The sequence below is a fragment of the Arthrobacter sp. zg-Y820 genome, from assembly GCF_030142155.1.
Taxonomy (GTDB): Bacteria; Actinomycetota; Actinomycetes; order Actinomycetales; family Micrococcaceae; genus Arthrobacter_B.
In genome coordinates, this window is sequence record NZ_CP126247.1 from 694,714 (window position 1) to 720,317 (window position 25,604).

General features: G+C 67.1%; 25 protein-coding genes, 1 pseudogene and 1 riboswitch. Of the genes and pseudogenes, 14 read left to right on the forward strand and 12 right to left on the reverse strand.

Going from position 1 to position 25,604, the window contains the following annotated elements:
* Positions 1-3: 3 nt before the first annotated feature.
* Entirely contained in the window at positions 4-621 is a 618-nt protein-coding gene (locus tag QNO08_RS03110; protein WP_229965022.1) for a 4Fe-4S single cluster domain-containing protein, read from the forward strand.
* Positions 622-713: 92 nt separating this feature from the next.
* Here the strand turns inward: QNO08_RS03110 and QNO08_RS03115 are convergent, their stop codons facing one another.
* The gene (locus QNO08_RS03115) at positions 714-1,385 is read right to left on the reverse strand and encodes a DUF4352 domain-containing protein (protein ID WP_229964456.1); all 672 of its coding nucleotides are present in this window, start codon (positions 1,383-1,385) and stop codon (positions 714-716) included.
* A 312-nt stretch (positions 1,386-1,697) separates the two neighbouring features.
* Between QNO08_RS03115 and QNO08_RS03120 the strand changes: the two genes are divergently transcribed.
* From QNO08_RS03120 to QNO08_RS03135, 4 genes are read left to right on the forward strand one after another with little or no spacing between them, the layout of a single operon-like run.
* Positions 1,698-2,720, forward strand: a complete 1,023-nt coding sequence (locus QNO08_RS03120; RefSeq protein WP_229964457.1) for an iron-siderophore ABC transporter substrate-binding protein — start codon at positions 1,698-1,700, stop codon at positions 2,718-2,720.
* Positions 2,721-2,734: 14 nt separating this feature from the next.
* Positions 2,735-3,841 (forward strand): FecCD family ABC transporter permease, encoded by a 1,107-nt coding sequence (locus QNO08_RS03125; protein ID WP_284155638.1) that lies wholly within the window; start codon positions 2,735-2,737, stop codon positions 3,839-3,841.
* The gene (locus tag QNO08_RS03130) at positions 3,838-4,935 is read left to right on the forward strand and encodes a FecCD family ABC transporter permease (RefSeq protein ID WP_229964459.1); all 1,098 of its coding nucleotides are present in this window, start codon (positions 3,838-3,840) and stop codon (positions 4,933-4,935) included. Before QNO08_RS03125 ends, QNO08_RS03130 begins: the two co-directional genes overlap by 4 nt.
* Complete coding sequence (locus QNO08_RS03135; RefSeq protein ID WP_229964460.1) at positions 4,932-5,804, forward strand: ABC transporter ATP-binding protein; 873 nt, start codon at positions 4,932-4,934, stop codon at positions 5,802-5,804. The genes QNO08_RS03130 and QNO08_RS03135 overlap by 4 nt, the downstream gene beginning before the upstream one ends.
* 9 nt (positions 5,805-5,813) lie before the next feature.
* Here the strand turns inward: QNO08_RS03135 and QNO08_RS03140 are convergent, their stop codons facing one another.
* Positions 5,814-6,344 carry a hypothetical protein gene (locus tag QNO08_RS03140; protein WP_229964461.1) on the reverse strand — a complete coding sequence of 177 codons (531 nt, stop codon included), beginning with the start codon at positions 6,342-6,344 and terminating at the stop codon, positions 5,814-5,816.
* 104 nt (positions 6,345-6,448) lie between these two features.
* Between QNO08_RS03140 and QNO08_RS03145 the strand changes: the two genes are divergently transcribed.
* From QNO08_RS03145 to QNO08_RS03160, 4 genes are all read left to right on the forward strand, one after another.
* Positions 6,449-6,685 carry a hypothetical protein gene (locus QNO08_RS03145; protein ID WP_229964462.1) on the forward strand — a complete coding sequence of 79 codons (237 nt, stop codon included), beginning with the start codon at positions 6,449-6,451 and terminating at the stop codon, positions 6,683-6,685.
* A gap of 144 nt (positions 6,686-6,829) precedes the next feature.
* The gene (locus tag QNO08_RS03150; protein WP_229964463.1) at positions 6,830-7,441 is read left to right on the forward strand and encodes a phosphatase PAP2 family protein; all 612 of its coding nucleotides are present in this window, start codon (positions 6,830-6,832) and stop codon (positions 7,439-7,441) included.
* Positions 7,438-8,037, forward strand: coding sequence for a hypothetical protein (locus QNO08_RS03155; protein WP_229964464.1), 600 nt, complete (start codon positions 7,438-7,440; stop codon positions 8,035-8,037). Before QNO08_RS03150 ends, QNO08_RS03155 begins: the two co-directional genes overlap by 4 nt.
* Before the next feature lie 284 nt (positions 8,038-8,321).
* A complete protein-coding gene (locus tag QNO08_RS03160) occupies positions 8,322-10,418 on the forward strand; it encodes an FAD-dependent oxidoreductase (RefSeq protein WP_269439124.1) in 2,097 nt (698 codons plus the stop codon).
* A gap of 120 nt (positions 10,419-10,538) precedes the next feature.
* On the opposite strand, the gene QNO08_RS03165 is transcribed toward QNO08_RS03160, so the two are convergent.
* Both QNO08_RS03165 and QNO08_RS03170 read right to left on the reverse strand, forming a co-directional pair.
* Positions 10,539-11,399, reverse strand: a complete 861-nt coding sequence (locus tag QNO08_RS03165; RefSeq protein WP_229964466.1) for a DUF4352 domain-containing protein — start codon at positions 11,397-11,399, stop codon at positions 10,539-10,541.
* 238 nt (positions 11,400-11,637) lie between these two features.
* Positions 11,638-11,799, reverse strand: a complete 162-nt coding sequence (locus QNO08_RS03170) for a hypothetical protein (protein ID WP_229964467.1) — start codon at positions 11,797-11,799, stop codon at positions 11,638-11,640.
* Between the two features lie 13 nt (positions 11,800-11,812).
* On the opposite strand from QNO08_RS03170, the gene QNO08_RS03175 reads away from it, so the two are divergent.
* Positions 11,813-11,980, forward strand: a complete 168-nt coding sequence (locus QNO08_RS03175; RefSeq protein WP_229964468.1) for a hypothetical protein — start codon at positions 11,813-11,815, stop codon at positions 11,978-11,980.
* 302 nt (positions 11,981-12,282) lie between these two features.
* Positions 12,283-13,491: an alpha-hydroxy acid oxidase gene (locus QNO08_RS03180; RefSeq protein WP_229964469.1), complete on the forward strand. Its 1,209-nt coding sequence runs from the start codon at positions 12,283-12,285 to the stop codon at positions 13,489-13,491.
* A 139-nt stretch (positions 13,492-13,630) separates the two neighbouring features.
* On the opposite strand, the gene QNO08_RS03185 is transcribed toward QNO08_RS03180, so the two are convergent.
* The 7 genes from QNO08_RS03185 to QNO08_RS03215 all read right to left on the reverse strand — a co-directional run bounded on the left by QNO08_RS03185 (position 13,631) and on the right by QNO08_RS03215 (position 22,606).
* Positions 13,631-15,025 (reverse strand): LLM class flavin-dependent oxidoreductase, encoded by a 1,395-nt coding sequence (locus QNO08_RS03185; protein ID WP_229964470.1) that lies wholly within the window; start codon positions 15,023-15,025, stop codon positions 13,631-13,633.
* Positions 15,025-16,380, reverse strand: a complete 1,356-nt coding sequence (locus QNO08_RS03190; RefSeq protein ID WP_229964471.1) for an acyl-CoA dehydrogenase family protein — start codon at positions 16,378-16,380, stop codon at positions 15,025-15,027. The genes QNO08_RS03185 and QNO08_RS03190 overlap by 1 nt, the downstream gene beginning before the upstream one ends.
* A complete protein-coding gene (locus QNO08_RS03195) occupies positions 16,377-18,167 on the reverse strand; it encodes a dipeptide ABC transporter ATP-binding protein (RefSeq protein WP_229964472.1) in 1,791 nt (596 codons plus the stop codon). Before QNO08_RS03195 ends, QNO08_RS03190 begins: the two co-directional genes overlap by 4 nt.
* A gap of 14 nt (positions 18,168-18,181) precedes the next feature.
* On the reverse strand, positions 18,182-19,075 hold the full coding sequence (locus tag QNO08_RS03200) for an ABC transporter permease (RefSeq protein ID WP_229964473.1): 894 nt from the start codon (positions 19,073-19,075) through the stop codon (positions 18,182-18,184).
* Positions 19,076-19,098: 23 nt separating this feature from the next.
* Positions 19,099-20,055: an ABC transporter permease gene (locus tag QNO08_RS03205; RefSeq protein WP_229964474.1), complete on the reverse strand. Its 957-nt coding sequence runs from the start codon at positions 20,053-20,055 to the stop codon at positions 19,099-19,101.
* Between the two features lie 3 nt (positions 20,056-20,058).
* On the reverse strand, positions 20,059-21,756 hold the full coding sequence (locus QNO08_RS03210; protein ID WP_229964475.1) for an ABC transporter substrate-binding protein: 1,698 nt from the start codon (positions 21,754-21,756) through the stop codon (positions 20,059-20,061).
* A 98-nt stretch (positions 21,757-21,854) separates the two neighbouring features.
* Positions 21,855-21,943, reverse strand: a riboswitch (SAM riboswitch).
* 174 nt (positions 21,944-22,117) lie between these two features.
* Positions 22,118-22,606 carry a DUF6650 family protein gene (locus QNO08_RS03215; RefSeq protein ID WP_284155639.1) on the reverse strand — a complete coding sequence of 163 codons (489 nt, stop codon included), beginning with the start codon at positions 22,604-22,606 and terminating at the stop codon, positions 22,118-22,120.
* Between the two features lie 253 nt (positions 22,607-22,859).
* Between QNO08_RS03215 and QNO08_RS03220 the strand changes: the two genes are divergently transcribed.
* Both QNO08_RS03220 and QNO08_RS03225 read left to right on the forward strand, forming a co-directional pair.
* Complete coding sequence (locus tag QNO08_RS03220; RefSeq protein WP_284024899.1) at positions 22,860-23,087, forward strand: hypothetical protein; 228 nt, start codon at positions 22,860-22,862, stop codon at positions 23,085-23,087.
* Between the two features lie 591 nt (positions 23,088-23,678).
* Positions 23,679-24,089: an excalibur calcium-binding domain-containing protein gene (locus tag QNO08_RS03225; protein ID WP_284155640.1), complete on the forward strand. Its 411-nt coding sequence runs from the start codon at positions 23,679-23,681 to the stop codon at positions 24,087-24,089.
* A 23-nt stretch (positions 24,090-24,112) separates the two neighbouring features.
* On the opposite strand, the gene QNO08_RS03230 is transcribed toward QNO08_RS03225, so the two are convergent.
* A complete protein-coding gene (locus tag QNO08_RS03230) occupies positions 24,113-25,222 on the reverse strand; it encodes an alcohol dehydrogenase catalytic domain-containing protein (RefSeq protein ID WP_229964479.1) in 1,110 nt (369 codons plus the stop codon).
* Between the two features lie 296 nt (positions 25,223-25,518).
* Here QNO08_RS03230 and QNO08_RS17485 point away from each other — a divergent pair.
* Positions 25,519-25,584, forward strand: a pseudogene (locus QNO08_RS17485) (zinc-ribbon domain-containing protein); the annotation flags it as partial.
* Positions 25,585-25,604 lie beyond the last annotated feature (20 nt).

Genomic DNA, 25,604 nt, shown 5'->3' on the forward strand with positions numbered 1-25,604 from the left:
CGCGTGAGGATTGCTTCGGTAATACCGCGGACGACGGCGGAAGGGCCGGGTACCCGTTTCGCGATTTGGGCGCAGGGCTGCAGCATCCGGTGCAGCGGCTGCTTCAACCCGCATTACTGGAACCCTGAGGGCGGACGAGAGACGGCGGTGGAGGAGCTTGCCCAGCAAGCCATTTACTCGGAGGCGGAGGGCATCACCCTGCTGGGCGGGGAGCCGTTCGAGCAGGCACCGGCCTTTGCCTCGCTGGCTGAAACCGTGCGCAGCCAGGGGCTGTCGGTCATGGTCTTCACCGGATATGAACGTGAGCATTTGGAAAGCAGGCTGGGCCCGGAGGGAGCAGCAGCGCTGCTGGCCGCGACCGACCTGCTCGTTGACGGCCCCTATCAGGCGGACCAACCCGATCTGGTGCGGCCATGGGTCGGCTCCGCCAATCAGCGCTTCCACTTCCTCACGGACCGCTACAGCGACTTGGAACAAAGCCTGACCGCGCTGCCGGATCGTCTGGAACTTCGGATCGGCCCCACCGGCAGCATCGCGGTCAACGGGTGGGCGCCGGTCGACAGACTTGATGCATTGCTTGAAGATCTCACTCGGCCAATCGGCCGCGGTCAGATCCGTTAGCGCGGGACCCCATCGACTGAGGTCCCGGCGGGGGAGCAGCTGGGGAGAATCAGGACGGAAACCGGCCGAGGCAGGCCGAGGCGGAAAAGGCCTTACCGGTTGTTGACCCAGACGCCGCGTCCCTCGGGCTCTTCATAGTCCGGCGCTGTGGGGCTGGGCGTGTAAAGCACTAAGTAATCTCCCGCTTCCGGCGAGTCGTGCGTGAAACACACGTCGCCGCTGGCGGTGCCTCCCGAGGCGATTTTTCCGGTTCGCAGCAAACTGTCGCTACCGTAATGGCTGCTGTAGTCAATCACTCCCGTGGGCGTCTGAAGATTCCAGTCGAAAGAGTCGAATTCGGCCGTGGCGCCTGAATTATTCTCCATTGTGACGCTTGCACAAAGGGTCGGGTAAGAGCCAGGAGAGGAGTCGCCCTCACTCAGCGCGGTGGCGGTGATTGTCACGCCGTCCAGCTCCAGGGACTCACCGCCCTGCGCCACCACATCGCTGGCTTCCGCGCCGGGATAGGCCGGCGATGCCTGGGGGTCCGGCTTCGACTCTTCCGACGCTTCCTGCCGCGCTGAACTGCCCGCTGCAGGAACGGAAACGGAATCCGCTCCAGCATCACCATTGGTGAGCAGGAAAACGATGGTGAGAACAAGGGCCGCCTCAATGATGAGGCGCAGATATTTGAGCCACGCCCGGCCGGCCTTTTTCACCGGTTCACCCCGCTTGTAAGGGTCATAGTTGGCTTCAGGCGTTTTCATGTGATCCAACGTGGACATCGTGTTCCCGCTTAAGTCTCTGGCCGTAAGTTTTTTGGGGCATTCACCCCGCGGGAATATACCGTAGTTTTCGTTGTCTGACGATTTTCCGGCCACGCACGTGGCGGCACCCCGCAGTCCCTCTGTGGCAGCTGGCGGGTCCACCCGATCCGGGAGCCGCGACACTCCGCGTCACATTTTTCTCAACTGCCCCACGTATGGTTAGGCATCCCTTACTCTTAGGGAGTTAGGCGACCCTAAAACCAGTGCGATGCCCCCGGCGCGCTTCGGTGATCCGCCGGGTTGCTCCCCACTTGACGAAGGAATACCACCTTGCGCCTTACACGAATCACCGCCGTTTGTGCAGCAGCGTTGCTCACCACCGGCCTGGCAGCCTGCTCCTCCACGGAGGCCAGCGGCGACGAAGCCACTGCCGCCACCTTTGAACCGATCACCATCGAGCACGCCCTGGGCACCACCACCATCGAAACCAAGCCCGAGCGCGTGGCCACGGTCAACTGGGCCAACCACGAAGTGCCGCTGGCCCTGGGCATCGTCCCGGTGGGCATGGCAGCCGCGAACTTCGGCGACGACGACGGCGACGGCATCCTGCCGTGGGTCGAGGAGAAGCTTGAGGAACTCAGCGGCGACGCACCGGTGCTCTTCGACGAGAACGACGGCATCGACTTCGAAGCCGTTGCCGAAACGAAGCCCGACGTCATCCTCGCCGCCTACTCCGGCCTGACCCAGGAGGACTACGACACCCTGAGCGAAATCGCTCCCGTTGTCGCCTACCCGGAAACCGCGTGGGGCACGTCCTGGCGCGAAATGATCGAGATGAACGCCGAGGGCCTCGGCATGGAGCAGGAAGCCAAGGACCTGATTGCCGGCCTCGAGACCGAAATGTCCGACGCCGCCGCCAAGTACCCGGCGCTCGAGGGCAAGAACGCCATGTTCCTGACCCACGTTGACCCCACCGATCTCAGCGAGGTCAGCTTCTACACCACGCACGACACCCGCACCATGTTCTTCGAGGACCTGGGCATGGACGTGGCGGACAGCGTCAAGACCGCCTCCGACGCCACCGACAAGTTCTCCCTGACGCAGAGCGCGGAGCAGGCCGACGCGTTCAGCGACGTCGACATCATCGTCACCTACGGCGGCGAAGAACTGGTCACCGCCCTGGAAGGGGATCCGCTGCTCTCGCAGATGCCCGCCGTCGCCAACGGCGCCATTGTCAGCCTGCCGGGCGACAAGCCGCTGGGCACCGCCGCGAACCCGACGCCGCTGGCCATCTCCTGGGTCCTGGACGACTACCTGTCCCTGATCTCCGACGCAGCCACCAAAGCGAAGTGACACAGCACCACCCCGTGACACCGAATAATCCAGTGACGCCGCATCACACCGCAGCCCCGGCACCCGCCGGGGCTGCGGCCGAAGAAGCCCCGGGAACCGCCGCACAGGACATAACTGCACGGCGGCGCCCGGGGCGTCTTCGTGCGCTCTGGCTCCTGATTTCCCTGGCCGTGCTCGCCGCCCTGATGCTGGCCTCGGTCACCGTCGGAGCGCGCGACGTCGGCTGGAACGACATTCTCGCCGCCCTGGGCGGCTCGGCCGAGGGCTTTGACGAGGCAGCGGTGGCCAAGCGGATTCCGCGCACCCTGCTCGCCGTCGTCGCCGGCGCCGCGCTGGGCATCTCCGGCGCCGTGATGCAGGGCGTGACCCGCAATCCGCTGGCCGACCCCGGCATCCTCGGCATCAACATGGGCGCCTCACTCGCCATCGTCGCGGGCATGGCGTTCTTCGGCCTGGCCGCCGGCTCCAGCTACATCTGGCTCGCCATTGCCGGCGCCGCACTCACCGCCGGCTTCGTCTACACCGTCGGCTCGCTGGGCCGCGGCGCGGCGACCCCGCTGAAGCTCGCGCTGGCCGGCGCCGCCACCTCCGCCGCGCTGGCGTCCTTCGTCAGCGCCATCGTGCTGCCGCGCAACGACCTGGCCGGGGGAGTGCGCTCCTGGCAGATCGGCGGCGTGGGCGGCGGCTCGTACGAAAGCATCGGGCAGATCCTGCCCTTCCTGCTGGTCGGCTTCGGCATCTGCCTGCTCTCCGCCCGCGGCCTGAACTCGCTGGCCCTCGGCGACGAACTCGCCGCCGGACTGGGCGAACGCGTGGCCCTGGCCCGCGGCTCCGCCTCGCTCGGCGCCGTCATCCTCTGCGGCGCGTCCACCGCCGTCACCGGACCCATCGCCTTCGTCGGCCTGGTGGTGCCGCACGCCTGCCGGCTGCTGGTCGGCGTCGACCACCGCTGGCTCCTGCCCTTTTCCGCCGTCGCCGGCGCCGCCCTGGTGACCGCCGCCGACGTCCTCGGCCGGATCATCGCCCGGCCCGCGGAGATCGACGTCGGCATCATCACCGCGCTGATCGGCGCCCCGTTCTTCATCTACATCGTCCGCCGACAGAAGGTGCGTGCCCTGTGAGCACTGGACTGTCCTCCACAGCCTCCGTTGGAAGGAAGACGACGACGGCGGCCGGCGCCGGCGCCGAAACCACCCGCGCCGCCGTCGCCCGCGTCCGCCATGGTGCTAGCCGCCGCTACCGCCTGGTGGTCACCCTGCTGGCCGTGGGCATCGTGGCCGTCTTCGCGCTGAGCCTGATGGCCGGGCGCACCTTCTACGCCCCGGCGGACGTAATCAACGTGATCCTCGGGCACGACGTGCCCGGCGCCTCCTTCGCCGTCGGCCGGCTGCGGCTGCCGCGCGCGGTGCTCGCCGTGCTGACCGGCGCCTGCTTCGGCCTGGCCGGCGTCGCGTTCCAGACCATGCTGCGCAACCCGCTGGCCAGCCCGGACATCATCGGCATCAGCTCCGGAGCCGGCGCGGGCGCGGCGTTCGCCATCGTCGGCCTCGGGCTGGGCGGCGCCGCGGTGTCCACGTTCGCCATCGTCTCCGGACTGGTGGTGGCGCTGGCCGTCTACGCGCTCTCCTACAAGAGGGGAGTGGCCGACACCCGGCTGATCCTGGTGGGCATCGGCATCGCCGCAATGCTGGATTCGGTCACCGCGTATGTGCTGAACCAGGCGCCGGAATGGGAGCTGCAGGAGGCGATGCGCTGGCTGACCGGCAGCCTCAACGGTGCGTCCTGGAACCAGGTGCTGCCGGTGCTCGCCGCGATGCTGGTGCTGACGCCGGTGCTGCTGGGCCAGTCGAAGAACCTGGCCGTGACCCGGCTGGGCGACGACGCCGCGTCAGCGCTCGGCGTGCGCGTGGGGCTGACCCGGATTGTGGTGATCGTGGCCGCCGTCGGGCTCATTTCCTTCGCCACCGCGGCCGCCGGACCGATTGCCTTTGTCGCGTTCCTCTCCGGGCCGATCGCCGCCCGGCTGGTCGGCCCCGGCCCGTCGCTGCTGGTGCCGGCCGCACTGGTGGGCGCGCTGCTGGTGCTCGTCGCCGACTTCTGCGGCCAGTACGCGTTCGGGTCCCGGATGCCGGTGGGTATCATCACCGGCGTGCTCGGCGCCCCGTTCCTCGTTTACCTCATTGTCCGCGTCAACCGCGCAGGAGCCTCGCTGTGACCGCATCCCATTCCCTGAACATCGAAAACCTCACGCTGGGCTACGGCGACCGCACGGTCATCGACTCCCTGGACCTGGTGGTGCCGGCGGGCAAGGTCACCGCGATCATCGGCGCCAACGCCTGCGGCAAGTCCACGCTGCTGCGCTCGATGTCCCGGCTGCTCGCCCCGCGCGCCGGACACGTGCTGCTGGACGGCAAGGCGGTGCACTCGATTCCCGCCAAGCAGCTGGCCCGCACGCTGGGGCTGCTGCCGCAGTCACCGATCGCGCCCGAGGGCATCACGGTCGCCGACCTGGTGGGCCGCGGCCGGCATCCGCACCAGGGCATCTTCTCGCGCTGGAGCACCGACGACGACGCCGCCGTCGCCGCAGCGCTCGACGCCACCGCTACCGCCGAGCAGGCGGCCCGGGCCGTGGACGAACTCTCCGGCGGGCAGCGGCAGCGGGTCTGGATCGCCATGGCGCTGGCGCAGCAGACCGACCTGCTGCTGCTGGATGAGCCGACCACGTTCCTGGACGTCAGCCACCAGATTGAGGTGCTGGACCTGCTCACTGACCTGAACCGCTCCCGCGGCACCACCATCGTCATGGTGCTGCACGACCTGAACCTGGCCGCCCGGTACGCGGATTATCTGGTGGCCGTGGCCGACGGGAAGCTGCACGCCGCCGGCCGGCCGGAGGACGTGCTGACCGAGGAGACCGTGCGGACCGTGTTCGGGATGGAGAACATGGTGATCACGGATCCGTCCTCCGGCAAGCCGCTGATGCTGCCGCTGGGCCGGCACCATGTGCTCACCGAGCCTGCGTCCGCGGCTGCGGCAAGTTCTTGCAAACGCCATCCAGAGTCCGCAGAAGTTTCGCAAGTGTAACCACGCGATCTATGAGAGTTTCTGAAAAGCGCGCCGTAGTGGATCAGTGACATCGATACCTTCGCTTCTTCCGGTGGCCATTCCAAGGCGCCAACCGTCGGTTGCATGCGGCCGCGCGAGCGTGCGTACCTCGTTACTCGATAGTTCTCGAGCCCAATCGACAGTCAACGTCTCCCGATCAACGGCTACGACAATCGCGGCATCAAAGTCGAAGTTGCTAAACGCCCAGTGCCGCAGGTCGCCCCTCGGTAGGGAGCGAGTTTTGACCTGAAGACGGCGCCCGTTACCCGTTACAACATCCACCGATTTCGATCCAACCTTCACAAGTTCGCCGCTGTAGGCGACCGATACTGTCCGTTCAATGAGCTCACCGGCGAGCGACGATGCAGTTCGGGTGTGTCCTCGTGCGGCGATCTCTATATCGATTGCATTGCGCAGCTGGAGCAATTCCGACAGCGTCATCCCCTTCAAATCAATATGATTCATGTGCATATCGTTGCTCAGTCCGGCATCGATGTCACGCGGGTAGTGACGATGCATACCAGCCCCATCCTCTACAACAAGACGAGCAGTCGGGAATCGATTCAAATGTGTGCTATAGTCTTGGCGTTCACCTTACGTCTAGGTGTTGGTGCTTGCTAGCCATGGAATTCATGGCCGGTTCGATTCCGGGATTGATGCTGCGGGAAATTTTCGCAGTTATTGGTCTGCTAGTGATTGTAGTTGTAGTAAATTTCGTTCCCCAGCTTGTTGCAAAATATAGGGTTCTAACAAAACTTCTCTTTGACAAAATTGGCGTGGATGGAAAGGCGGTGCTTATGGGAATTATCTCGAGCCTCGTGTACGACTCAATCAAGGCTCTGGGAAGCCTCAGCACCTAGGCGTAAGGCGATCATCCGGGACCCCAAGGTGCGGTTTGTGGCAGAGGCTGGCCGGTAGTACCCAGAAGGTTCCCCGACCGTTCCGTGAGGCAAGGGATCACACAGAGGCGGTTGGCAACTGCACTGTGCCAGTAGAATCGCCTGATGCCCGAAACCCTGTATATCCCCACATCCCGTGCCTACGCCGCGTCGACCCGGCTGGCGCGAATCGTGACCGAAACCTCCGCCCCGGCCGTCCTGGTGGGCATCCTCCTGCTGCTGCAGCCGCTGCTCAGCCCCGGGGTGACCTGGGCGCAGGGCATCGTGGCAGCGCTCTTTACCGTGGGACTGCCCTTTGCCGGAATCCTGTGGCTGAAGCGGCGGGGTTCCGTCACCGACCACCATGTGGGGGTGCGGACCCAGCGGGCTCCGATCCTGGCCGCGTCGGCGGTGTCGCTGGGCATCGGCGCGTTGATCCTGCTTCTCCTGGACGCACCGGCTGCTCTCTTCGGCGAAATTGGCGGGGTGTTCATTGGCATGATGCTGTGCCTGGCGGCGAATCTGGTGTGGAAGCTGTCGGTGCATTCCGCGGTGGCCGCCTACGTCGGGCTGTCCTTGTTGGCGCCGATACCCGCGTTCGGCGCGGCCCTGACCCTGCTGCTGGCGTCGGTGACGGGATGGTCCCGGGTCAAGCTCGGGGACCACACACCCACCCAGGTCCTGGCCGGGCACGCGGCCGGATGCCTGGCCTTCGCCGCCGCGATGCTGCTGCCGTGATGCGCGTGAAGACCGGGATACGAGTCAAGACAACGGAGAGCTGGCCCGGCACACGGGCGCCGGCGTCGGCCTGGGTCTCCCGGCTCCTGCCGCCGGCCCTGGTGCTGGCCGCCGTGGTGGTCACCGCCGGGATCACCGCCGGGCTGGGTCCGGTGGGGGTGACCGTCCTGCTGGCGGGCATCGTCGGGGTTCCGGGGCTGGTCTACAAGGGAACCAAGCCGCTGTTCCGGCGCCGCGGCCTTCCCGACAGTCTGCGGGTCAGTATCGTGGCTGTCCTGATGCTTGTCGGCGTCGTTGTCAGTTACCTGCTTCCCTTGGCACCGCCGGTTCCGGAGACCGTGGCAGCGTTTCTGATCGGCAACGTGGGGCTGGTGTTTTTCCGGCGCTGGCTCGACGTTTCGGCCCATGTGTCGGTGCTGACCTTCGCCGTGCTCTGGGTGGCGGAACTGTTCGGGGGCGCCTGGGCCTGGCTGCTAGTCCTGCCGCCGCTGATGATGCTCAGCCGGGTGACCCTTCGCCAACACACCTGGTGGGAGGCCGTGTCCGGCGCAGCACTCGGGCTGGTTACCTTCTGCTGTTTTCTCGGACTTACCTGACAGCGGCGACTGCCGTACTGCGGCCTGGTTCGGGACGCATCGTTCTTCGGAGCGGTTTCGCCGCGCACAGGTTCCCACCGTTCGTGAACTTCTGGGGTGGGTGGGACCACAAGAGGCAACACCTGTCACAGAGGGTGGGAACGCGTGCGGCGACGCTCGACGTGCGCGTGCGCCGACGTCGTCGTTCGCGTGCCGCCTGGTCCAAGTAGCGCACCACCGCGCGTTTACAACGTAAACAAAAGCGCTAATATACGAGAGTGAATACCAAAACTTTTCCTCACCTGATGGCCCCGGGACGCATCGGTTCAATGGAAACGCACAACCGGATCGTCCTGCCTGCGATGGACATGAATGTCTCCGCGCACGGCGAGATTGAACAGCCCGAGATCGATCACTATGTGGCCCGCGCCGCCGGCGGTGCCGGGCTGATCATTACCGGTGCCTGCGCCATTGATTTCCCCTACGGTGCGGCGTCGATGAAGGAGCCGGGCCTGTCGGAAGACAAGTTCATTCCGGGCCTCAAGGCGCTCGCCGACGCGGTGCACGCGGCCGGCAGCAAGATCTGCATCCAGTCCACGCACCACGGCAAGGTAGCCCGCGTCGACACCGCCAACGACCGGCCGGTGCTGGCCCCCAACCAGCCGGACTACAAGTACGACATGTCGGCGCTGGCCGACAGCACCCCGGCTGAGCTGCGCAAGATGGGCGCCGCCACCGCCGGCAAGCAGGTTGTCTACCACGACATGACGGCCGCGGACATTTCCGCGCTGATCTCCACCTGGGCCGACGCCGCCGAACGCGTCGCCAAGGCCGGCTGCGACGCCATCGAAATCCACGTTGCGCACGGCTACATCCTCGGGGTGTTCCTGAACCAGCGCGACAACAAGCGCACCGACGAGTACGGCGGCCCGCTGACCAACCGCGCCCGGCTGGCGTGCGACGTCATCCGCGCCGTGCGGGAACGCGTCGGCGAGAAGCTGGCCATCCTGGTCCGGATTTCCGGCGAGGAGTACGGGCAGGAAGGCGGCCTCACCCTGGAGGAAGCCATCGAGGCCTCCAAGCTGTTTGAGCAGGCCGGCGCCGACGCCATCCACGTCACCGGATGGGGCCGCAACCCGTTCGATAACTTCACCGACGGCCCGCTGCCCAACAAGGTCGGTGCCTACCTGAAGAACGCCGCCGAGATCAAGAAGCACGTCACGGTCCCGGTCATCGCCGTCGGCCGGATGCTGCCGGAAATCGCAGAAAAGGCGCTGGCCGCGGGAGACATCGACTTCGCCGCCATGGGACGCCAGCTGCTGGCCGACCCGGAGCTGCCCAACAAGATCCGCGACGGCAACTTCGACCAGGTCCGCCCCTGCATCAACTGCTACCTGTGCGTGGCGGAAAATTTCTTCGACGACACACCCTTCTGCGCGGTCAACCCGGCCCTCGGCAACGAGGCGCTGCTGCCGCTCAAGCCCGCCTCCTCGACCAAGCACGTGGTGGTTGTCGGTGCCGGCCCGGCCGGCCTGGAGAGCGCCCGGGTACTGACCGAACGCGGCCACCGGGTCACCGTGCTAGACAAGTCGGACCGCCTCGGCGGCACCATGTGGTTCTCCACCATGACCACCCCGGACAACGAACGCCTGCTGAAGTGGTTCAAGTCCGAGATCAAGCGCCTGCGCATCGCGGTCAAGCTCAACACTCCGGCCACCGTGGAATCCATCCGCGCGCTGAACCCGGACCAGGTCATCGTCGCCACCGGTGCCGTCCGGCCCAAGCCCGACTTCCCCGGCGGCGACCTGCCGAACGTGCAGACCGGCGACACGCTGCGGGCCATGATGCTCGGCACCGCGACCGCCGAGGAGGCCGGCCCGGTGCTGAGCACCCTGGGCAAGCTCGGCCGCCTCTCCGGCGTCACCAAGAGCCCGGAATTTGTCCGCCAGTTCACCAAGGCCTGGCTGCCGATGGGCAAGGATGTGGTGGTGATCGGCGGATCCCTGGTTGGTCTGGAGCTCTCCGAGTTCCTCGCCGAGCGCGGACGCAAGGTGACGCTGCTGCACGAGACGCAGCAGCTCGGCCTGCCGCTGGCCATGCCGCGCCGCTGGACCGCGGTGCGCGACGCCAAGGCGCACGGCGTGCAGATTCACCGCAACGTTTCGGTCACCCGCATCACCGAGAAGACCGTGGAATGGACCGAGGGGGAGGGCGAGAGCCAGCAGAGCTTCTCCGCACCCGCCTCCATGGTGGTCTATGCCGACGGCACGACGGCGGCCGCACCCCTGGCGGACGAGCTGCGGGCCGCGGGCTTCGACGTCGACGTCGTCGGTGACGCCGGCGAGGTCAACTACATCCACGGCGCCATCCACTCCTCGTGGAAGGTGACCACCGAGGTCTAGGCGAGTTCCGCAGACAGAAAGGCTGGGCGCTTTCGTTCTTGTCGAACGAGGCGCCCAGCCTTCTGTCTAACTGGGGATTACCGCTCAATGCCTGCCCGGTTCCGGATTCCTGGGGCGTGCCTACAGATCGTTGATCCACGCACCCCTGTCTGAGAAGAAGGGGAAGATGGGTTCGTAGAGGACAACGAATTGTCCGGTTTGAGCAGCATCATTGTCGAAGCAGACGTCTCCGGTGGCAGTTCCTCCTGGCGCCACCTCGCCGCTGGACAACGAGTTGTCAGTTCCCAGTCCTGTCGAATTCCGAATAGTCCCCGACGGCGACTGCAGCTTCCAATCAAAGATGTTGAAATCGATAGTTTCATCTGAATTGTTCTGAAGAGTTGCCGTTGTGCACAAGGTCGGCCTCAACGTCGAATCGCCGTCAGTCAGCGGTGTAGAGGTGACGGTGACGTCGCCCAGAACCAGGGCTTCACCTGCCAGCCCGACCGCATCGCTGTCTTCTGCTCCCGGGAAGGCAGGTGCCTCGGACGTCTGTCCCTGACCGGAAGTTGGGGTGGGAGTGGCGGTGGAGGTATCCGCAGGGGCGGGGGTTGGGGAAACCGTGGCGGGAGCGGTGACCGGGGACAAAGGAGTGTCCACTTCCTCGTCCACTGCGTTGAACAGTGCGCTCCATAAAACAGTGGCAAGAATAGCTGCCACCAGCGCCACTGCGGAGACAACCACGGCAGCAACGGACAGGCCCTGGGCGGAACCCCTTCGTCGGACAATAACCAGCGAAGCGATGGAGAGCCCCAGACCCACCAAGGCCAAGAGCAGCGACAGGAAGTTAATGAGCGGGAGCCAAAACAGCACCAGTGCAATGATTCCCAAGATCAGGCCTGCCAGCGCGAGGCCCTTGCCATCGTTGGATTGCGGTCCTTGCGGCGGAGACGGATATCCCTGCCCATAGTCGTGAAACGGATCATTCGGCTGCGTTCCCATAATTGCCTCGCAGGGGTTCGGGCGCCGCAGGAGCAAACATCAGTCCCTGAACAGCTGTGGGGGCGGTTATCCGGTCGTTCAACAGTAGGAGCGTCCGCGGGCGCGGACAAGGTCTCGCGTTCGTCCGCCGCGTGCTGGCAGCACCTTCGCGGACCCGCACCGACGCAGGCGACCCCTGGGTAGACCTGACCACCAGGTGCGTTGCGGAGGTAAAGGGTGCAGGCCGCGGCCATCCGCATCAGCACCCCGATGTTGGCAGAGAGCCGGAACGCAGATACGTGAGGGTTTCCAGGATCCGGTCACGGGCGTCCAGGACCGGGGCACGCAAGTGGGCCTCGCCGTCGGTTCGCTGATGGGTCTTGAGCTCGCCGAGCGCGGCCGCAACGTGACGCTGCTGCACGAGACGCAGCAGCGTGAAGATCCACCGCAACGTCAAGATCACCCGCATCACGGAGAAGACCATCGAATGGGCCGAGTGGGAACCGCAATCCAACGACGTTAACGTCCTCGCTCTGGCAGGCCTGATCCTGGGAATCGTTGCACTGGTACTGTTTTGGATCCCGCTCGTTAATTACGTGTAGCTGGTCCTGGCCCTGGTCGGCCTGGGGTTCTCCGTAGCTTCACCAGCTTCGCAAGGACGGAGGCGAGCTGGCAGACGCAGTGACTACCCGTCTCAGCCCGTGCAAGCATCGCAGCGAGCGAAGCTAAACCTCCACTGAGGAAAACCCGACGGCGGCCCGTATGGCGGGAGGTCACGGACATTGAGGTCACGAGCGGCAGCCCGAGGCCGGCCGCGGGCTAGCTGCCGTAACGAACGGTTTCCCACTGCTGCCCGGCGTCCCGGCCGTCCTAGACTGGCGTCACACCGAGCCAGAAAGCAGCCATGAAACGCCGAATTCCCCAGTACTCCGAACTCCGCGGCCTCATCCAGTTCAAGCCCTTTGACCTCGACCGCCGGCGCGCACGGCTGGCGAAGGCGACGAACGTCTGGGAGCTGCGGGACATCGCCAAGCGGCGGATTCCCACGGCTGCCTTCGACTACGTGGACGGCGGATCCTTCGGCGAGCAGACGCTGCGCCGCAACCGCGCGGCGTTCGACGACGTCGAATTCGTGCCGAACGTGCTGCGCGATGTCACAAGCGTGGACCTGAGCACCAAGATCGCCGGTACCGAAGCGGCGATGCCGGTGGGCATCGCTCCCACGGGCCTGACCCGGCTGATGCATTCCGAGGGCGAGATCGGGGGAGCGCAGGCCGCTGCCGCGTTCGGCATTCCGTTCTCGCTCTCCACCATGGGCACGGCATCGATCGAGGAACTCACCGAGACCGTGCCCGACGCCGCCAAATGGTTCCAGCTCTACCTCTGGAAGGACCGCGGCCGGTCCCGGGAACTGGTGAGCCGTGCAGCGGCCGCCGGGTACGGCGCGTTGATCGTCACCGTGGACACCCCGGTGGCCGGCGCCCGGCTCCGGGACACCCGCAATGGCATGACCATGCCGCCCACCCTGACGCCGAAGACCGTCCTGGACGCCTCCTACCGGCCGGAGTGGTGGTTCAACTTCCTGACCACCAAACCGCTGGGGTTCGCGAACTTCGAGGGGGAGCGGGTGTCCCTGGCCGAGACCGTGAACACCATGTTTGAACCATCCCTGAACATGGAGGACCTGGGCTGGCTGCGCGAAACGTGGCCGGGCAAGCTCATCGTCAAGGGCATCCAGAACCCGGCCGACGCTGTTGAGGTCTTTGCCCGCGGCGCGGACGCAATCGTGGTGTCCAACCACGGCGGCCGGCAGCTGGACCGGGCTCCCGTGCCGCTGCGCATCCTGCCCGCCATCCGCGCCGCCGTCGGGCCCGACGCCGAGATCATCTTGGATTCGGGCATCATGTCCGGCGGCGACATCGTTGCCGCCATCGCCGCAGGCGCCGACTTCACCCTGATCGGCCGCGCCTATTTGTACGGGCTGATGGCCGGCGGGCGGCAGGGCGCCGAGCGCACGCTGGAGCTGCTCCGCACCGAGATGACGACCGTGATGCAGCTGCTCGGCGTCACCAGCCTTGCGGAGCTGACGCCGGAGCACGTGCGGCGGGTTTAGGCTCAGGCACTGACCGGTGCCGCCCAAATCCCTCCGGCTTGGTAAAAATCGACCGGTTTGGCAAATCCCTGCCAGTGCGGAGCGGCAGGGATTTGCCAAAGTGGCAGCAGATTCCCAAAGTGGCAGCAGAAGTACCGGCCTAAACCTCCGCCGGCTCCACCGACGAAAACGCACCGCGGTACTTCGCGCCCGGATGCCGGGACGGCAACCGCGCATCGCCGTCGAACAGCTTCTCCCGTAGCGTGCCGGGACGGTACTCCGTCTGGGCCAGGCCGCGGCGGCGCAGCTCCGGCAGCACCCCGTCGATAAAGTCCGTGTAAGAGCCGGGCAGGATCTGGTTGATGATGTTGATGCCGTCCACGCCGGCGTCCTGCCAGTCTTCGAGCCGGTCGACGATCTGCTCCGGAGTGCCGGCGATCTGCTGGTTGTCGGCGCGGTAGCGGGCGACATCGGCGATGGTCGGATTGCCGCCGGGCACCGACGCGAACAGCGCCTCCAGCACGCCGCGCGCCCCGTCGGTCCGCAGATCGCCCAGCGTGGTATCCAGCGGCAGGCCGCCGAGGTCGACGCCGATCCCGCCGCCAATGTGCGCGACAATCGCATCGAGGTCCAGATACTCGTCATACTCCGCCTGCTTTGCCTTCACCTCGGCCTCGGTGGAGCCGACGACGAAGGACAGCCCGGCGAAGAACTTGATGTCCTCGTTGCGCCGGCCCAGGCCGCGGGCCAGCGCCCGGACCGAGTCGGTGGTTTTCTTCGCGTAGGCGGTGTGCGGTGCGAAGATGAACACCGCTTCGGCGTTGGCGGCGGCGAACTGCTGGCCGCGTCCGGAGCTGCCGGCCTGGAACAATACCGGCGTGCTCTGCGGAGAGGGCGCGGACAGGTGCGGTCCGTCCACCGAGTAGCGCGGGCCGCGGTGCAGGATCTTGTGCACCTTCGCCGGATCGGCATGAAGCCCGGAGGCCTTGTCCTGCAGCAGAGCGCCCTCGTCCCAGGAGCCCTCCCAGAGTTTGTAGCAAACCTCCAGGTACTCATCGGCCCAGTCATAGCGGCTGTCATGTTCGGCCAGCCCGTCGCCGCCGAAGTTCCGGTGCGCGTTCTCCAGCACGCTGGTCACAATGTTCCAGGCGACCCTGCCGCCGCTGAGGTGGTCCAGAGTGGACAGCTGCCGGGCGAGCTGGAAGGGATGCGCCTGCACCACGGAGCTGGTCAGCGCCAGGCCGAGGTGTTCGGTCCGCGCCGCCAGTGCCGACTGCAGCACCAGCGGATCATTCGCCGGCACCTGCAGCCCGCGCTCCACATGCGAGGCCCAGCCGCCGTCGTGATCGCCGTACAGTCCGACGACGTCGGCCAGGAACAGCGCGTCGAACTTCGCCGCTTCCAGCCGGGCCGCCAGATCGGTCCACAGCCCGAGCTCGTTGAAGCGGTGCTGCTGCGCCTCGGGATGACGCCACAGACCGCCGAGGATGTGGCTGGTGGTGTTCATGGCGAAGGCGCTCAGGAGCAGCCGCGGGCGTTTGGCGAAAGTGGCCATCAGGAAACAGCTCCGGAGGTGGAAGGGGCGGCGGGCGAGGGCGTGGACGGCGCGGCGGTCGGCGACGGGGCGTCGCCGATGCTGTGCAGGCCGGTGGGAATGGTGCCGTTGACCAGGTAGTCGCCGACGGACCGGGCCTTGAACGCGCTCGGGTTGTGGGTGGCGACCGTGCGGGCGTTGCGCCAGTGCCGGTCCAGGGCCTTGCCGCGGCTGACGGCGGAGGCTCCGGTGACGTCGAAGAGGGCGCTCGCCGCCTCCAGCACCAGGCCGGGCACCATGACGTGGGCCTGCTGCACGGCCAGTTCCGCACGCAGGAACGCCTCCTCGACTGATAGCCCTAGCGCAGGATCCGCTGCGGCGTCGAGGTCGCGGGCCGCCGTGGTGACCACGGCTTCGGCGGCGTAGACCTTGGCGGCGAGCAGGCCAACGTGTTCCTGAATCAGCGGATCGTTGCGGAACAGCTCACCGGACCCGGTATTGAAGGTGCGGGTGCGGGCCTGCACCAGGGCGGTCGCATCGCGCAGCGCCGCCCGGCCGATGCCGGCCAGGACCGCCAGCAGGAAGAGCTGGAAAAACGCCGGTTCCAGGGTGCTGGTGACCTGGCGCTGCAGGATGTTTCCGGCGTCCACCGGCACGTCGTCGAACACCGCGGTGCCGGTGCCGGTGAGCGGCTGGCCGAAACCGTCCCAGTCATCGACGATGCACACCTCCGGGGCGTCGGCGGGCACAACGGCGTACTGCCGTCCCTCCACCCCGGCGGTGCTGGCCATCACCACCACCCAGTCAGCGAAGATGCTGCCCGTGGTGTAGTATTTTTCGCCCTTCAACAGCCACTGTCCGTCCTGCTGCCGCAGCGTGGTGGCGGTGGTGCCCAGGACGTTGCCGGAGCGTTCGGTCGCGGCGTTGCCGAAAATCTGCCCGGCGAGAATCCGCGGAAACCACAGGTCCCGGAATGCGGCCGGTTGCAGGGCGGCCGTCTCGCCGAACGCGAAGTGGGAGCGCAGCAGATGCGCCACATTGGAATCCGCCGCGGCCAGCTCGATGAGCAGCCGGAACAGGTGCTCGGCGCTGACCGGGTCTCCGCCGTGTTCGGCCGGGACACGCAGCGCGGTGAAGCCGGAGTCCTGAAGCCACCCGACCTGCTCGAACGGCAGGATCCGGGACTGCTCGCGGTCCAGGGCTCCGGCGGCAATGCGGTCAAAGACCGGACGGAACCGGGCGGCCAGGGCCGCGTACCGGGCCTCGCCGTCGGCGGGGAGGCGGTCCGGGGCGGGGCGGTTCTCGGCGGGTTTGTGGTTCGCGGCGGTGCGGTCGGTGGTGCCGTCCAGGGTTGGACTGGCGGTGGGGAGGCTCATGAGGTTCCTTTCGAGCGGGAGGCGGCGAGATCCCGGAGCCGGTGTCCGGGGTTGGCGGCAAGAAGCCGCCGGGTGTATTCGCTGGCGGGATCGGCGAAGATCGCGGCGGTGGGTCCGGTTTCGACGAGCCGTCCGCGGTGCATCACCCCGACGTCGTCGGAGACTTGTTCCACCACGTGCAGGTCATGGGAGATGAACAGATAGGACAGTCCGAGGTCATCCTGCAGCGACTTCAGCAGCTCCAGGACCTGCGCCTGGGTCAGCACGTCCAGGGCGCTCAGCGCCTCGTCCAGGACCAGGGTCTTGGCGCCCAGCACCAGGGCGCGGGCGATGGCCACCCGCTGCCGCTGGCCGCCGGACAGTTCCCTCGGCCGGCTCCGGCCCACCCGTTCGGGCAGCCGCACCTGGTCCAGCAGCTCGGCGACCCGCGCCGCCCGCTCGGTCTTGGTGCCCACCCGGTAATTGCGCAGCGGTTCACCGATGATCTCGGCGACGCTCAGCCGCGGATCCAGGGCGGTATCCGGATTCTGATACACCAGCTGCAGGCCGCGCCACAGCTCGCGCCGCGCCCTGCCGGCCAGGCCGGTGACGTCCCCGCCGGCAACCCGGACGGTGCCGCCGGTCGGGTCCAGCAGCCGCAGGATCAGCCGGGCCGTGGTCGATTTGCCGGAGCCCGATTCACCGACCAGCGCGAAGGTGGTGCCCGGACGGACCGCAAAGGACACCCCGTCCACAGCCCTGCGTTCCTCGCCGGTGCGGGAAAAAACCTTCACCAGGTCGCGGACTTCCAGCGCGGGCACGGCCGCCGGGATGCTCGACGGCGCTTCCGGGGAGGGGGCCGACGACGGCGGCTCGCCCGTCCGGTGTCCGCCGTCGCGCCGCCCGGGGGAGGCCTTCTCGAGCAGCTGCGCGGTGTACGGATCTTCCGGCCGGGTCAGGAGGTCCAGGACGGGGCGGTCCTCCCGGATGCGGCCGCCGTTCATGACGACGACGCGGGCGGCGTAGTCGGTGGCGACGGCCAGATCATGCGTCACGAAGATGACGGCGGTTCCGAAGGTGCGGGCCAGCCGCTCGAAGACCTCCAGCACCCGGCTCTGCACGGTCACGTCCAGGGCCGACGTCGGCTCGTCGGCGATCAGCAGGTCCGGCTGCAGCGCAAAGGCGATCGCGATCAGGACCCGCTGCTTCAGGCCGCCGGACAGCTCGTGGGGATACTGGTGCACGCGGTCCTCCGGGCGGTCGATGCCGACCAGCTCCAGCAGGGCGATGACCTCGCGGCGCAGCTCGGCGCGGGTGCGCCGCCCGGACCCGGCCTGCCCCGCGCCCGGATGCAGCCGGAAGATCTCGGACACCTGGGAGCCAATGGTCTGCACCGGATCCAGTGAGGCTCCGGGGTCCTGCGGAACCAGGCCGATCCGCCGGCCGCGCAGCCGCCGGAAGCCGCGGTCCGAGAGACCGGTGAGGTCCTCGCCGTCGAAGGTGAGGCTGCCGGCGGTTATGCGGCCAGTATCGGGAAGGAGCCCGATGATGGCGTGCGCCAGGGTGGATTTTCCGGACCCGGATTCCCCGACCACCGCGACGATTTCACCGCGCCGCACTTCAAGGTCGACGCCGGAAACGGCAGGCGGGGCTGCGGGGCCGAGCCCGGAAGTGGTGCGGCCGTAGTTAATGGTCAGGCCGCGGATCTGCAGAAGCGGTCCGGCGGCGGGACCGACAACTGATGCGGGACGGACAACTGATTCCGGCTGCGGCGCCACGGTGGCTGTGGAGGAGGTGCTGGTGCTCATGCGGTGTTCCTTTCTCAGAACCTGAGGCGCTGAAGCAGCTGCCGGCCGACGGCGGCCAGCAGGACCACGGTGGCGACGATGACGAGTCCGGGCAGCGAGGTCATCCACCAGGCGGTGCCCAGATACTGGCGGCCCTCGGCGATCAGCAGGCCCCATTCGGGTTCGGGCGGCGGAGCCCCGAAGCCCAAGAAGCCCAGCGAGGACACCACGAGGATGGCCGCGCCCAGATCCACGGCGACGAGCGAGAGCACCGGTCCTGCGGCGTTGGGCAGCAGATGCCGGCGCAGCACGCTCCAGTAGGTGCCGCCGGTGAGGAAGGCCGCCTCGACGAACTCCAGGTTCCGGACCCGGAGCACCTCGGCGCGGACCACCCGGGCGAAGGAAGCGATGGCGGCGATGCCCACGCCGATGCCGAGCGAGACCGGTCCCGGGGAAGAGGCTGTGACGATGATCAGGGCGATCAGAAAGCCGGGCACCGCGAGCAGGACATCGACCAGGCGCATCGTGACGGCATCGGCGGCCCGTCCGGCCGTGGCCGCGAGAACGCCGATCAGGGTTCCGGCGACGAGGCCGATCAGCACGGCCAGCCCGGCGGTCAGGAACGTCTGCGAGGTGCCGTGCACCACGCGGGCGAAAACGTCGCGCCCGAGGTGGTCGGTGCCGAACCAGTGCGCGGCCGACGGCGCGAGGAACTTCTCCTGCGGAATGCCGCTGATCGGATCCTGCCCGCTGAACAGGCCGGGGAAGAACGCCCAGGCGGCGATCAGCAGCACCGGCAGCAGGGTCAGGGCGAGGGCGGAACGGGAACCCGGCCGCCGTCGTCGTACAGGGGAAGCGGGGGCAGCGTCAGCCGGGCCGGGCGGAAGCGGTGCGCCCGCCGGAGCGGTGGGGAGGGAAATCTGTGTCATCGGGAAGCCTGTCGGAAGCGTGGTCAGGAGGCGAGGGCGGGGGCGGATCCCTGCCGGGCGTTGAGGATGCGCGGATCGAGCAGCGGATGCAGCAGGTCCACCAGGAGGTTGACCGCCACGAACACCGTGGCCGTCAGCAGGACCAGGCCCTGGACCAGCGGCACGTCCTGGGTGGTGACCGCCTGCAGGACCACCGAGCCCAGGCCGGCGCGGGCAAACACGGTTTCCGTGATCACCGACCCGGCGAACAGGGTGCCCACGGTGATACCCAGGATGGACAGGGCGGGACCGGCGGCGTTTTTCAGCGCGTGCCGGTAGAAAATCCAGGCCGGGGAGGCGCCCTTGGCGCGGAGCACGTTGATGAACGGCTGCCGGTAGACCTGCTCCACGCCCTTGAGCAGCACCTGCGCCATGGGGGCGGACACATGGAGCGCGAGCACGACCACCGGCACGGCGAGGGAGAGGAAGGAACCGTCGGGGAACAGCGACAGCACGCCCAGCCGGATGGAGAGCAGCTCGAGCAGCACCAGTCCCAGCCAGAACACCGGGACGGCGGAGAACAGCGGCGGCAGGTTCGCCAGTGCCCGCCGCAGCACCGGCGACGGGGCCAGGGTGGCGGCGGCGACCACGGCCAGGGCGATGACGACGGCGGTGCCCAGGGCGGAGCCGGCCAGCGCCAGGGTGGAGCCGAGCGCGCCGCCGATGCGCTCGGTGACCGGTTCCCCGGAGGTCAGGGAGAAGCCGGCGTCGCCGCGCAGCAGGGCGGCCAGCTGCTGGAGATACTGGACCAGCAGCGGCTGGTCATAGCCGTACTGGCTTTTCATGGTGTCGATTGCCGCCTGGTCGACGGCAGAATCGGAGGTCAGGAAGATGGTGACCGGATCGCTGGGCAGCAGCTGCACGGCGAGGAAAATCAGGGTGTAGGCGAGCCAGACCACCAGCAGCGCCTGCCCGATCCGGTGCGCGAGGTAACGGCCCACGGGTTAGCCGTCCACTTTCCATGCGCTTTGGAAGATGGGAGCCGTGCCGGAGGTGAACTCGATGTGCGTGCTGCGGTGCGCCCCGTAGACCTGGACTTCGTCCCAGAGGACCAGCGAGAAGGCCTTGTCCACCACGAGGGCCCGCTGCTCGGCGGCCAGGACCTCGTCCCGTTCCGGGCCCGGGGCCGCGGCGCGCTCGGCGGCGAACAGGGCGTTCAGCTCCGGATCCGAGGTGTGCGTCATGGTGTTGTTGGCCGGTTCGAAGATGGGCCCGAGTCCGCCGTAAATGAATTGGCGGGTGCCGTAGAATTCGACGTTCGGATCCGGCATGGCGGTGGTGAGGAACGTGTTGTCGCCGGCCCGGTTGTTCAGTTTCACGCCGATCTGCCGCCACTGCTGCTCGATCAGTTCAAAGGCCGGTTTGATGACCACCGAGTTGTTGGAGCTGGTGACCGTCACCTCGAGCTTCTCGCCGTCCTTCTCGCGGATGCCGTCGCTGCCGGGCTGCCAACCGGCGTCGTCCAGGAGCTTTTTGGCTTTCTCGGGGTCATAGGCCAGATCGGCGCTCAGGTCGACGAACCCCGGCGCCTGATGGTTCAGGACCGAGCCGGCCAGGGTGTAGCTCTCGGAGAGCACCGTGTCCTTGATGGACTGCCGGTCGATGCCGGCCTGCAGCGCCTGTCGGACCGCAGGATCGGCCAGCTTGCCGCTGCCGATCCGCACGGCCGCCATGTTCACGGTGAGGTCCACGCCGTCGGCCGCCACCACCTGATTGCCGCTGGCCGCCAGCGCCGCCTCATCCACCGGCTGCAGGCCGCGCACCAGATCGACCTGGCCGGACTGGACGGCGCCGGCGCGGTGGGCGACCTCGGGCAGGTACTTGATCACCACCTTGTCCAGGTGCGCCTCACCCGGATTGTCGGCGCCCTCAGGAGCCCAGGCGTAGCCGTCCCGCTTCGCGAGCACGACTTCCTCATCGGGCTTTTCCGACTCGTAAACGAACGGGCCGGAGCCGGAGATGGATGAGATGGCGGACTGTCCGGCGGCATCCTGCTGCAGCGTGGCCGGGGAGACCAGACCGGCGGTGACGGAGGACGTGGCGCGCAGGAAGTTGGAGTTCGGAGCATCCAGGGTGACCTTCACCTGGTTAGTGCCGATCACTTCGCTGGTCTGGTAGCCGGCGAAGTCCACGTTCGGCTGGATCTGCGCGGCGGGAATGCCATGGCCGAAGCTGTCCAGGTTGGCCTTTATCGCGGCCGCGTCGAGCGCCGTTCCATCGCTGAACGTGACGCCGGGGCGGATGGTGAAGGTGAACTCGGTGCTGTCGGCGTTGGCCGAGAACGCCGAGGCAATCCACGGCACCGGCTCGCCCTTCTCCGGGTCAAAGTAGGTCAGCCGGTCCAGCACTGAATTGAGCACGTTGGACTTCTCGTAGAAGCGTGCCGCCTGGGTCTGCCAGTTGTTGATGGGCGTGACTTCGGCGTAGACGAGGGTGCCGCCGTCGACCGGCTCTCCGGCCGGTGAGGCCTGAGCATTCGCGGCGTTGGCGCCGGCACTGCCGCCTTGCGCGCCGGATCCGCAGCCGGTGAGGGTCAGGGCTGCCGCGGCGAACAGTGCCGCGATCCGCAGGGGTGTGCGGGGGCCGTTGGGGTGGCCGGAGATGCGGCCGTTGATGCGGCCGGTTGGAGCAGGGCTGACCATGGGAGGGTCCTCTCAGTTCGCACCGAGGAACACGGCATTCGAGCACGCTGGATCCGTCACTGCGAGCGGTGCTGCAGTTACGGGCCACCGGAGAAGTGAGTCCATCGGTCCTGGCATGAGCACCGTCCCCGAAGGGTGGTTGCTGCGACGTCAACGAGCCAGGTCTCTCAGCCGCTCTGGATGGTAAAGGTGTCCGGATTGGATAGGCGGACAGCACCATGGAAGCGCGGTTTGTCCTCGGCGGGCAACACAATGACGGCCTGTGTCCCTAAGCGCCGGTCGGTGACGTTTTACGTCGCGCCGTGTCATAAACGGCGTCTCTATGAAGCTCCGGGTCTCCAAGACCTGCCGCCGAGGCGGACTATAGGTACCGTCCGATACTGGGGCGGCGCGACGGCGTTCGGCCGGGTTTCGGCGTCGAGCGTTCGCCGGGGTTCCGGTACCGCACCCGCCGCCGGGCGTCGCTGAGCAGTTTCACGCCGTCGACCATTGTTTCGCGCAGGTCCATGAGTGCGAACTGGTGCCGTTCCGGTGCGCGGGCGGATTCGCGGAGGTAGCGGGTGCAGGCGGAGGCCATCCGCATCAGGACATCGGTGTTGGCGGAATTGCTGCGCAGGTGGGCGAGGGTTTCAATGATGCGGTCGCGTGCGTCCAGGACGGTGGCGCGGCAGCGTTGCGCGTCGTCAGCGCCGTCGACGACGCGCGGTTCGATCGCAGCCAGCGGCCGCTTCAGGTGCAGGTCGGTGATCAAGGCGTTCAGGGCTGCGGTTTCATCCCGGCGGTCGATGCCGGCGCGGACGCTCCAGCCGGCGCTCGCACCCAGAACCAGTGCGACTGTTGAAGGGATCAAGGCTGCCAACCAGTCCATCCTGACCTCCGGAAGAAGCGTTCTCCGACGGTACCTGCCCGGCTCGAACCCGGGACAGGGGAGGAGTCCGCTGTCGGGGTTCCGAGGGCAACTTTGGGTGTGTGGGTTTGCGGGTGGGGGCCGGGCCGAGTTCCGCGAGTTTTTTCTTGAGGACCGCTCCTGTCCGCATATCTACTGCCGGATGGCGCCGCGCGCCGCTAGCGTTTAAGGCCTACGCGAGGAGAAGCAGATGGCTATGGCTATGGAACTGGCACGCGTGGTGCAACAGGAGCGTCTCATGGAAGCGGAAACCAGGCGACGTCGGCAGGCGGCGAAGCGGATGGCGGCAGAACGGGCGGCAGCAGAGCGTGCGAAGGCCCGGCCCGCAAGCGGAGTGCAGGACGGGCCGAAGGTCGAGTGGCCGGTCTTTTCGCTGCGGATTGGCCGCTACCAATTCGTCGGGTTCAAGACCGTCCGACTATAAAAAGGCTTTCGACAGCGGCGATCAGGATTTGGCTGCAGAGGCGCACCCAATTGGCGGCGGATAATCTCGACGGCCGCCTCTGTTACTCTGTGCTTGATGCATTTGCATACATTTACAGAGCTTAAATCCTGGGGGAGATCCATGCCTTTCCGACGTACATTGTCCTGCCCAATTTCCACCAAGGGCGGGGAGCCGGAAAGGCACCGGCGTCCCCGGGCTCTGGCAGTGGCCGGCCTGACAGCGGCCGTCCTGGCCGTAGCCGGTTGCGGAGCCGACGAGTCCGAACCCGCCGCGGCCCCGCCGTCGCCCTCGGCAACCAAGAGCGTGACGCCCTCCCCGACGCCATCCCCGACCCCGACTCCCACGTCCACGGTGGTCGCCGGCAAGTCCTGTGTGGCTGCCGGGAAGACCGAAACCGTGAGGACATCGGCCAGCCCCAGCCCCACGCCGACAACCTCGGCGTCACAGCTTGCGTCAAAGTCCGCGTCGGCCTCTCCCTCTCCCTCTCCCTCTCCCTCTCCCTCTCCCTCTCCCTCTCCCACGAGCACGCCTTCGCCGACGCCCACGACGACGTCGTCGGCGAGCACGTCCGTGGTTTTTGTCTGCACGGAGGATGACGACGGAACCCTGATCTGGATGGACAGGGACAGTTCCACCAGGGTTCTGGCCGACCGCCAAGCGGCAGCCGACCAGAAGGTTGCCGACGAGCTGGCGGCCGCGGAAGCCGCTGAGGCACAGAAGATCGCTGACGAGCAGGCGGCAGCCGCCGAGGCGCAGCGCCTGGCCGACGAGCAGGCAGCCCAGACGTACATTCCCCCGGCTCCGGCCCCTGCACCGGCCGCGCCCGCGCCCGCGCCGGTTGTTCCGGAGCCCGCTCCGGCAGCGGCCTACTATCCGAACTGCTCCGCGGCCCGTGCCGCCGGAGCAGCACCGGTCTATGCCGGCGGACCGGGCTACGGAACCCATCTGGACCGCGACGGCGACGGCGTCGCCTGCGAATAGGACCGTTCGGCGGCCCGGAACTGTTATTCCTCGAAAATAATCACCTGGCGAATGGCCTTGCCATCCGCCAGCAGGTCGAGGGACTCGTTGATCTCGCTGAGTTTGATCCGTCCGGAGATGAGCTCATCGACGGGCAGCGTTCCGTCCCGCCACATCTGCGCATAGATGGGGATATCGCGGGACGGAACGGCGGATCCCAAATAGGAGCCAACAATTGTCCGGGCCTCGGCGGTCAGCCCGAGCGGCGTTATCGTTGACCGGGCGTCCGGCGAGGGCAGGCCGACGGTGACGGTGGTGCCGCCGACGCCGGTCGCCGCGACAGCCGTCTCGAAGGCTTTCGGGTGACCCGCGGCCTCAATCACCACGGGTGCCTTGATGCCCTTCTCGGCAATTTCCTGCGGGGTGTAAACCTCGTCGGCTCCCAGTTCGCGCGCCCGGACGAGCTTTTCAGGATTGGCGTCCACACCGATGACCTTGCCCTTGCCCAGCGAGATGGCGGTCAGCAGGGCGGCCATGCCGACGCCGCCGAGTCCCACCACCATGACGGCCTGTCCGTCTTCGGGGCGGCCGGCGTTGATCACCGCACCACCGCCGGTCAGCACGGCGCAGCCGAGGACGGCGGCGATTTCCGGCGGCACGTCGGAACCGATCGGCACCACTGACTGCCGGTTCAGCACCGCGTGGCTGGCAAAGCCGGAAACCCCGAGATGGTGGAAGACATCCGAACCGCCGCGATGCAGGCGAAAGTGCTCGCCGAGCAGATGACCGGCGTTGTTCGCGGCGCTGCCGGGGGTGCAGGGCAGCTTGCCGTTTGTCCGACAGTTCCCGCATTCCCCGCAGCGGGGCAGGAACACGGTGGTGACCTGCTGTCCAATGTCCAGGTCAGTGACGTTGGCGCCGACTTTTTCGACGACGCCGCTGGCCTCGTGTCCGAGGAGCATGGGCGTAGGCCGGGTCCGGTTGCCGTCCACCGTCGAGAGATCGGAGTGGCACAGGCCGGCCGCGCGGATCCGAATCAGGACTTCATCCGGCCCCGGATCGTCCAGATCAAGTTCGACGACGCGCAGCGGCTGCGAGTCGGTGTAGGGGCGGGGGAGTCCGGTTTCTTCGAGAACCGCTCCGATAATCTTCATTGATTACTCCTTGTGGTGGGGAATTCGGCAAGCACGCCCTGATTCTTGCCGATCGAACGGTCAAAGACGAGACGTTCCTCCGCGTGGTTTTGGGCGTGCGTCTCGCAAACTGAACTGATCCGGTTGAGACCCGCCGTGTTAGGCTCCATCGACTAACAGTCTTGCTTTACCGGGGAACCGCATTTGCGGTTTGCCGGGCTTTCCGGGGGAAATCTTTTGAATTTCTGCATGCCCTGTGGTGCAACGCCCGGTGCCGCCGAGACCCCGGCGATTAACCATCACACGAGGGAAGTGCAATGAAATTCTGCGTTCAATGCGGCCAACAACTGGCTGCGGAAGCTCGCTTCTGCGGCAGTTGCGGTACTGCGGCACCCGAACAGAC

What these genes read in the sequence shown, in the direction of transcription:
- QNO08_RS03115 (WP_229964456.1), bottom strand. Translation starts at nt 1,385, where the DNA reads ATGTCCACGTTGGATCACATGAAAACGCCTGAAGCCAACTATGACCCT.
- QNO08_RS03140 (WP_229964461.1), bottom strand. Translation starts at nt 6,344, where the DNA reads ATGCATCGTCACTACCCGCGTGACATCGATGCCGGACTGAGCAACGAT.
- QNO08_RS03145 (WP_229964462.1), top strand. Translation starts at nt 6,449, where the DNA reads ATGGAATTCATGGCCGGTTCGATTCCGGGATTGATGCTGCGGGAAATT.
- QNO08_RS03150 (WP_229964463.1), top strand. Translation starts at nt 6,830, where the DNA reads ATGCCCGAAACCCTGTATATCCCCACATCCCGTGCCTACGCCGCGTCG.
- QNO08_RS03160 (WP_269439124.1), top strand. Translation starts at nt 8,322, where the DNA reads ATGGCCCCGGGACGCATCGGTTCAATGGAAACGCACAACCGGATCGTC.
- QNO08_RS03165 (WP_229964466.1), bottom strand. Translation starts at nt 11,399, where the DNA reads ATGGGAACGCAGCCGAATGATCCGTTTCACGACTATGGGCAGGGATAT.
- QNO08_RS03180 (WP_229964469.1), top strand. Translation starts at nt 12,283, where the DNA reads ATGAAACGCCGAATTCCCCAGTACTCCGAACTCCGCGGCCTCATCCAG.
- QNO08_RS03185 (WP_229964470.1), bottom strand. Translation starts at nt 15,025, where the DNA reads ATGGCCACTTTCGCCAAACGCCCGCGGCTGCTCCTGAGCGCCTTCGCC.
- QNO08_RS03190 (WP_229964471.1), bottom strand. Translation starts at nt 16,380, where the DNA reads ATGAGCCTCCCCACCGCCAGTCCAACCCTGGACGGCACCACCGACCGC.
- QNO08_RS03195 (WP_229964472.1), bottom strand. Translation starts at nt 18,167, where the DNA reads ATGAGCACCAGCACCTCCTCCACAGCCACCGTGGCGCCGCAGCCGGAA.
- QNO08_RS03200 (WP_229964473.1), bottom strand. Translation starts at nt 19,075, where the DNA reads ATGACACAGATTTCCCTCCCCACCGCTCCGGCGGGCGCACCGCTTCCG.
- QNO08_RS03210 (WP_229964475.1), bottom strand. Translation starts at nt 21,756, where the DNA reads ATGGTCAGCCCTGCTCCAACCGGCCGCATCAACGGCCGCATCTCCGGC.
- QNO08_RS03220 (WP_284024899.1), top strand. Translation starts at nt 22,860, where the DNA reads ATGGCTATGGAACTGGCACGCGTGGTGCAACAGGAGCGTCTCATGGAA.
- QNO08_RS03230 (WP_229964479.1), bottom strand. Translation starts at nt 25,222, where the DNA reads ATGAAGATTATCGGAGCGGTTCTCGAAGAAACCGGACTCCCCCGCCCC.